Raw genomic sequence first — 8,152 nt, forward strand, 5'->3', positions numbered from 1 at the left:
TTGCAGCTAATAACTTCTAGCTTATTTGCAATTAATGTGAGCCGGAGAGTAATGATTGCAAACTGGTTGCAAATAATCTGAGCCTAGTTGCAGATAAATTGAGCCGAACCAACATTTCAGTTGCAAATAATGTGAGCCGGAAAATGTCTTGTTTGCAAGCCGGAGCATTTATAATTGCGAGCCACAACAGCTAGTCTTGCCCCATATTTTATAAACTGGAAGATATATAAAAACGAGCCAATTCACTAAAGTCATCCTACCTTTAGGAACGAAAGCCAGTGTCAAATTCTCAAAAACAGTGTCGCATCATAGCCCTCTTTAACCAAGCCGGTGGTGTCGCCAAATCAACACTCACCCAAAACCTGGGCTACCACCTAGCCCAACAAAAACATCGTGTCCTTCTCATCGACATCGACCCCCAAGCCTCCTTAACCAAATTCATGGGCTTAGTCCCATCACAGTTACAAAAAACCGTAGCTGATGCCATTATTGACGAGCAGCCCTTACCCATTCATTCCGGCATTCATGGCATGGACATAGCACCAGCTAACCGACTCCTGAGTGGAGCCGAAATGCAGCTAGTTAGTGCCGCCATGCGTGACTTGCGCCTCAAAGAATCCCTAGAACCAGTTCTAGATGCCTACGACTTCATTCTTATTGACTGTCCCCCCAGCTTAGGATTACTTTCTTATATCTCCCTAGTCGCCGCCACCCACGTCCTCGTTCCTATCGAAACCCATCTCAAAGCCTTCGAGGGAACAGACGAACTTTTGCAAACCATCACTCAAGTTAAAAACAAACCCAACCGCAAATTACAAATCGCAGGCTTTGTTCCCACCCGCTATGCTCAACAAAACTCAGCCGATAAACGAGCATTAGCAGCCATCCAAGCACAACTTTCAGCATGGGGTCGAATCTTCCCACCCATCCCCAGAGCTACCGCCTTTGTCGATGCCACAGAAGAACGTGCGCCCCTAGCAGTATTTGACCCCAAACATCCTGCTGTTGCTATCCTTAAAGAAATTGCTTCTGCTCTGGAGTCCGCTATATAAACCTAAACCTGTTTTCATCGCTGAAAGCCCCGGTAATGGGAGGAAATGAGCGTAACCGCTCAATAATCCGGGGTAAATCCTTCCATGACACGCCTCAAATGCCGTAAAATCGTTCCCGAACAGGTAGTCCGCCCCCATTTATTGAGCGGTTACAAATGAGCAATCGTATAGAAACTTGCGCTCAGGCTGTAACCCTTACTATATCTAGATTTGAAAAATTTCAGGAGGTAAAGAGATTGCCACCTCCAACGGCTGAGGAATATTATGCAGATTCACCATATAATTACCGTACCGCTTCAGATGTCGAGTCACAAAAGGACTCAAAGCGGAATAAGGCTTTGAGGCTTCTAAATTTCCGAGACTTCAATTGGTACAGTTTTATTCCTAGCGATTACTAGGTCGCGCTTCGCTATCTACTTGCGGCAGCGCTAGTTCCCTCCGGGACGCACTCGCGTTCGCTATCACACTATTGAAAGTGGCTCATTAAGTTCTTCGCGTAAGTTTCAGTATCACTGCTCATTTCACCCCATTTATTGCAGCATTCCCCTTTCTGTCCCCAATTCAAACACATTCCCTACAATGGTACGCAAACGCACCGAAAAACCCTTTGCTGGTCAAATTACCACTCCACCCCCAGCCCCTTGGTTATCCCCAGTGGAAGCTGACACTCCACCCGCTGCTGAAAGCAAAGTCAAACTCCAAGACATTCACCTGCCTCCACAGCAACCCAGACGCTACTTTGACCCCCAAGCATTAACAGAATTAATTGCATCAGTTAAACAGCACGGCATCCTCCATCCCCTCTTGGTGCGTCCACTGACAGGAGGAAAAACAGCCGGGAAATACGAATTAGTAGCAGGAGAACGCCGTTATCGTGCAGCCACAGAAGCAGGACTGGAAGAAGTGCCAGTGGTTGTACGTGAGTTATCCGATGACCAGGCTTTTCAGTTAGCCCTGATTGAAAACCTGCAACGACAAGACCTCAACCCAGTTGAAGAAACAGAAGGCATCTTGCATCTTTTGGCTATTCGGTTAGAGTCGGATGTGGAAGCGGTCAAATCCCTGCTGTACCGGATGAAAAATGCCAGTAGCAAAGGTGAAAAGCAGTTAAAAGACTCTGAGGAGCAATTTAGGAGAAACGTTTCTCCTAACTCAGAAACAACTGATGAGACGGAATCTCCTAGTCATGTTTCGACTGACCTGAGTGATTCTGTTTCACCTACCGAAAACGGAGAAACAATTTCAGAATCTGCTAGTAATGTTTCGACTCACTCAGAAATAACTGAAGAAACACAATCTAGGAGAAACGTTTCTCCTAACCCAGATGAAGAGAAAGTAAAAAAAGTACAAGAGGTGTTTGAAAGCTTGGGAATGATGAATTGGCTGTCCTTCACCACCAAGCGCCTACCCTTACTCAATCTGCCTCTGGCGATTTTAACAGCATTGCGAGAGGGCAAACTAGAGTATACCAAAGCACAAGCCTTGGCACGGGTTAAAGATAATGCTCTCTGTACACAACTCTTAGACCAAGCGATCGCACACAACTGGTCTTTAAGTGAAATCAAAGCACAAATCGCTGCTAATACCCAACCGGCTCAACCCCCATCCGCAAAATCACCCAACCAAATACCAGAGCGTCTCAAAAACGTCACCCAGAGCATTAACAAGCGTAAACTCTGGGAACAACCTGCCAAGCAAAAGAAACTAGAAACCCTCCTGAGTAAACTCGAAGCTTTACTAGGTGATGATCAATAGGACTGACCTAGAAACCCCCAACCAATGCTCACCACTTTTGAGGGAGTGAGGTGGTGACAATCTATTAGACTATAGAAACAATTGACATCCTCTCGCCGCTACACCGCGCCAGCTTGGTGGGGGCATTCTCACACAGTTAGGTAAACATCAAACATCAAAGAGTATCAACAATGGCAAAGAAAAACCCTTTAGCTGAAGTAATGCAGCTAGACTCCAAACGCAAAATTCATTCCCGTCCCGAAAACGCAAATTCCTCTCAAGGAGGAATATTCGAGTTAAGCGACTACTGGCAAGCTTGGGAAATTGACGATATAGAACCGTCAGACTCAATTTTTGTGGCAGAAGGAACCTTGGAAGAATGTATCAAGGAGCTTAATCCTCTTATTACTATGCAGGTCAACAGTAAAGTTTTGAAGCTTAATTTAGAGCCAAAACAATGGACTAAACGACAGCAAGCAGAGCGAGAAACAATTAGGCAGCAGTGCTACCTTAACGGCAGATATAAAGGTCAAGGATGGGTAATTGAGTCTGTCATAGATAGAAAGAGTCTTGAATCAATTGATAATGGGATATTTGAACCAATTTAATCAGGGTTTCCTTGACATCCTCCCCACCTTACTTCGTTGAAGGTGGAGATTCCAAAGATTACTCTTTGGGTTTCCTCTTTCTGCGACCCGACTTACTTGGAGGAGTTTCCCCACCCACGCAGAGGTCGATGTCTCCAGAGGCGTTAGTTCCGACGTGACCCGCCGTACTTAGACCTTTTTCTAAAATGTTCCGTGCTGCATTCCAATCCCGGTCTTGGATATGTCCACAATGAGGACAGATATGAGTTCTAGTGCTAAGAGTCTTTTTGACAACCTCACCACAGTTAGAGCAGTTCTGCGAAGTGTAGTGGGGTGGAACGGCAACCGTGACAACACCAAACACTTTACCAAAATACTCAACCCATTCACGAAACAGTGACCAGGAAGCGTCACTAATCGACTTAGCCAAGCAATGATTCTTGAGCATATTCCGCACCATCAAATCCTCATACGCCACGAGGTCGTTAGACCTCACCACGCACCTTGCTGTCTTGACAGCAAAGTCTTTACGCTGGCGACTTACTTTGAGATGCTTCCGTGCAAGTTTGTTTCTAAACTTAATTCGGTTTTGAGAACCTTTTTTAGTCTTAGACATCCGACGCTGTAAACGTCTCAAAGACTTCTCTGATTTACGAAGATGTCTAGGATTAGCAACTGTTTCCCCGTTACTATCGGTGTAAAAGTGGTTCAATCCCACATCAATACCAATAGTTTTACCCGTTGGTTCTCGCCTCTCAACTCGTTCTTGGTCAATGCAAAACTGGCAATAATAGCCATCTGCACGGCGCACGACTCGGACTCTTTTGAACTGCTTAAGTTGGTAGAAATGCAGGTCACGAGTCCCCCACAGTTTAAAGGTTCCTGCTTTAAACCCATCTGAGAAAGTGATGTACCTACGGTCTTCAGAAAGTCGCCAGCCACTAGTCTTGTACTCTACAGAACCATGTGTTTGGTGCTTTTTAAACTTTGGAAATCCCTTTTTCCCTGGTTGATTTTTCTTGCAGTTATCAAAAAACCGAGCGATTGCAGACCATGCTCTTTCGGCACTAGCTTGCCGAGCCATCGAGTTCAGCTTCGCAGCATAGGGGAAATCAGGATTAGCAGCAAGTACAGCGCAGTATGCGCTCAACTCGTATTTGCCAATGTCCTTGTTATCCATCCAGTATCGAACACAACTATTACGAACAAAACGAGCAGTGCGGATAGCTTCATCCAGCTTCCGGTACTGCTCGTTCGTCCCTTCTAGTTTGGCTTCAAATACCAGCATCTTTACGCTCAAATTAATAGCGTAATCATAACACAGATTTTAACCCACCTTTCATCCCCTCCCTACTTCGTTGAGGGAGCGGCATTCGGTGGCTTATGGTAAAAAAAACAGATATTGTTGCGATTTGGCTGTATCCCTATCTGTAGCGACCCGCAATACTAAGGTCGCTACACCTATCTTTTGCAAGAGAGCAAGGGCGGGGAACTAGATTAAGTTGTGAGATGATGTTTTCTAGCCAGTCAGAGCGGTTTTGGTTCTCGGCTCAAGTCTAATTCTTCGCTGAATTCAGCCAGGGGAGATTGACGGAAGAATTCTGAGAGTTTGCTTGGTTGCTCTGGGTGGGTGCTGTGTGTAGTCAAGCTTTGGGCAAGGACTTGGATAATATACAGTTTTTCGTTGGGGGAAAGCTGAAGGAGTTGTTGTTCGAGTTCTGGGGTAACCATGAAGGGGTTTAAGTGGGGTATAATAAAATTATACTAGTTGCTGCATTGACATTGATCCGAGATGCCGAGATGGGAAAATATAAACGCTACTCAACCTTTCTGTATAAGCCCTGACAAAATTCAGTCATTTGTTAGATGACATTGTTCGGAAATTCTAGTACCCTGTGCTTCAATGGCAATTCTAGGAGGAGACGAAAAATGGCACAAGAGTCACAGATTCGCGACTTGCTCCAAACCTGGCTGCATTACATCCACATTGAGAACTTGACTAATGCCAAAGTCGAAGCTGGTGACGAAGAACAACCCCATATCTGGGACTCTGGTGTAAATTTAGTAGGCGATAAATTATTGCTAGACGAATCCTTATTCAAACAACTCAAACAACCCTTCAAAACCTCAAAAACCAAATCTCAAACTAAACCTCAAGCCAACCCACCATCAATCGCCGTCGCCTTTCCCCAGCTTTATCTCATTGAAGGAAATCGCCGTCAGTTTCGCCCCCTCTTTACCATTGACATTTCTCCTATCTTTGATGGCAATTATCGCCAAAGCGGCTGGGACTTAACGACATTCGAGTTTCAACCCGTCATCCCCAACTTAATGCAGTGGTACGGACTAGAAGAAGAAGCCGCAGAGTCCCTAGTCACCAAAGAAGGACTCAAAGTTTTTCTGGAAACCACCTTCAATCGTCCCTTTAAAACCCTACAAGACTGGATTGGACTGATTGAATTACCACCCTTTCCTGTGCGCTCAAAACTGCTTCCCTACCTGCTAAACTTTGGCTACGTAGCCTTCAACCATAACCTCAACAAAGACTTCCAGAAAATCAGCGAACAGCGAAAATGGAATTGGGCAGTCCCTGGACATCCCGCTTACGAATATCTGTTTGGACAACCAATCGCACCCCTACAGGACTTACTATTTCTCGGTGCTTTCCCGACCTTACCCCCCGACGACTATCAAGCCCAGGCTCTCAGACATTGCCAATCTCAACCCCTCACCGCCGTAATTGGACCACCGGGGAATGGTAAAACCACATTGCTGTTACACAAAATAGCACAACAAGTAGTCCGCCGCGCCGTGCAATTAGCCACAGAAGCTGAAGATGAAAGTAACCTAACTTTAGTCACCAGTACCAACAACCATGCAGTCAACAACGTTGAAGAACTCCTAGAGAGCCATTTTCCCCAAAACTGCTTCTACTTATCAGGCGGCTCCAAAGAATTAGTTGACACCCAAGTTTTGCCCTCTTTGCAAACTGCACTCGACTCACTAGCTAGAGAAACCTTTAACCCAACTGCATGGGAGTCAGCCAAGCAACAATTGTTAGCTCTTGTGCAGCAACTACAATTTCACATCAAGCAAGATGAATATTACCAACAACAGAAGATTGCTGATGAGCAATTATTAGAGCAACTAGATAGAGATGTACAACGGCTGCAAGAGGCGATAAATAGCTTTGTAGAAGTGAATCCAGAATTTAGCAGAAACGTTTCTCCTAACTCGGATTTGGATTTACAGCCTCCATTGTCATTACCGACAGACTCCTCTCAAAACAACTCTCGCGCTCACTCCCCATTACCATTTACCCCATCATCGAACAATTCTCAGTTCCTTCATCAAGCGATAAATAACTCTACAGAAAATAACCCCATAAAATCTAGGAGAAACGTTTCTCCTAACTCAGATTTTGAATTTCCACCATCGTCATCACGAACTCCATCACGGCATTACTATGACTCCCAACCCCCCTCACCATTAAACCACTCACGCGACTACTCCAAATTTCCCATTGAAGCGTACCAGCAGATAGATCAACACTTGAACACAGCAAATCATTCCTTACCTCGTGAAAGTAACAGGCAATTTTTAGGTCAAAACCACAACTGGTTGATTCGACTATTGCAAACAATTAAACTATTACAAACAATCAAACTATTGCAGAGAATTAAACTATGGCAAACAATTCAACGATTTTGGCAGCAGATAGCCAGAAACAGCCCGCGCCATATTCTCAAACGCTTGCACAAACAAATAGAAATGCCCGTATTGGCAACCCTAGCTACACCCTTTCCCTTTCAAATTCCCCTGACAATTGAATCTTTATTAGCAGCCCGCCAAAATGTTTCCCTGCTACTGAAAGAAGTATCTGATTGGCAACAGCAACAAAATCAACTTAACCACAGACACCAACAGCTAGAATTATTACAACGCCAATTAACCGACTTACAACGTCAACTCACTGACCGACAACGCCAGCAACAACAAGTCCAAAATCGACTTGCCACTTATCCTAACCAAGATTTCTCCAGTCGTTTCTACAGCGAATTACACACACTGCAAGTACAGTTATTCGAGTGTGCTTGGCAATTTCAACAACAGGAAGCACAACGCAGAAAAGATGAAGTCATGGCTGCTATTAAAACTTACATTGGGGTGTTAAATAACGAATGGGACGCTTTTCGTCAAATGTCCTTGCATTGGCGAAACATTTATCGTGATATCAGCCTGTTGTTTCCCGTTTTCCTGAGTACCTTGCATTCTATTCGCCGTCTGTTCCCCTATCCTGATAGCGGTTGTATCAACCAAGTCATTGTAGATGAAGCCGGTCAGATTCCTCCACATCAGGTATTTCCAGTGTTAGTGCGGTGTCGTCAGGCTTTGATTGTCGGCGACCCCTTACAACTAGAACCAGTCATTAATTTAAGCGACCAGAAGAAAGAAGAATATCGTGGTAAATCCTTCCTAGAAAGGGGACTTACAGATGCAGATTATGACTGCTACAGTCCCACCGCTACCACAGCTTATCACCGAGCCGCAGGAGCATCAGCACAACCAGAAGACATTGGTAACGGCATTATCCTCAAATATCATTATCGGTGTGTGCCAGTGATTGCCGAAATTAGCGATCGCTTGTACAATTATGGCATGATCATCAAAACAGAACCCAAACCTTCTCTTTTAGGTGCTAACCTGATTGCTTGCCATATTGAAGGAAAGCCAGAAAACCACATAAATTGGGCAGAAGTTGATGTAGTAGAAACGGGG

At 44.9% G+C, this 8,152-nt stretch carries 6 protein-coding genes; 4 read left to right on the forward strand and 2 right to left on the reverse strand.

Annotation, left to right across the window (positions count from 1 at the left end; genetic code table 11):
- The first annotated feature begins 278 nt into the window (after positions 1-278).
- From FJR04_RS24355 to FJR04_RS24370, 3 genes are all read left to right on the forward strand, one after another.
- Positions 279-1,052: an AAA family ATPase gene (locus FJR04_RS24355; RefSeq protein WP_168499735.1), complete on the forward strand. Its 774-nt coding sequence runs from the start codon at positions 279-281 to the stop codon at positions 1,050-1,052.
- 579 nt (positions 1,053-1,631) lie between these two features.
- The gene (locus tag FJR04_RS24365) at positions 1,632-2,807 is read left to right on the forward strand and encodes a ParB/RepB/Spo0J family partition protein (protein WP_168499739.1); all 1,176 of its coding nucleotides are present in this window, start codon (positions 1,632-1,634) and stop codon (positions 2,805-2,807) included.
- 170 nt (positions 2,808-2,977) lie between these two features.
- Entirely contained in the window at positions 2,978-3,394 is a 417-nt protein-coding gene (locus FJR04_RS24370; protein ID WP_168499741.1) for a hypothetical protein, read from the forward strand.
- 58 nt (positions 3,395-3,452) lie between these two features.
- Here the strand turns inward: FJR04_RS24370 and FJR04_RS24375 are convergent, their stop codons facing one another.
- Together FJR04_RS24375 and FJR04_RS24380 are read right to left on the reverse strand one after the other, a co-directional pair.
- Positions 3,453-4,661, reverse strand: a complete 1,209-nt coding sequence (locus FJR04_RS24375) for an RNA-guided endonuclease TnpB family protein (protein ID WP_168499743.1) — start codon at positions 4,659-4,661, stop codon at positions 3,453-3,455.
- Between the two features lie 239 nt (positions 4,662-4,900).
- Positions 4,901-5,104 carry a hypothetical protein gene (locus FJR04_RS24380; RefSeq protein ID WP_168499745.1) on the reverse strand — a complete coding sequence of 68 codons (204 nt, stop codon included), beginning with the start codon at positions 5,102-5,104 and terminating at the stop codon, positions 4,901-4,903.
- Positions 5,105-5,302: 198 nt separating this feature from the next.
- On the opposite strand from FJR04_RS24380, the gene FJR04_RS24385 reads away from it, so the two are divergent.
- The coding region (locus FJR04_RS24385) for an AAA domain-containing protein (protein ID WP_168499747.1) at positions 5,303-8,152 on the forward strand (2,850 nt) is incomplete at its 3' end.

This window comes from Anabaena sp. UHCC 0204, assembly GCF_009711975.1.
Classification (GTDB): domain Bacteria; phylum Cyanobacteriota; class Cyanobacteriia; order Cyanobacteriales; family Nostocaceae; genus Dolichospermum.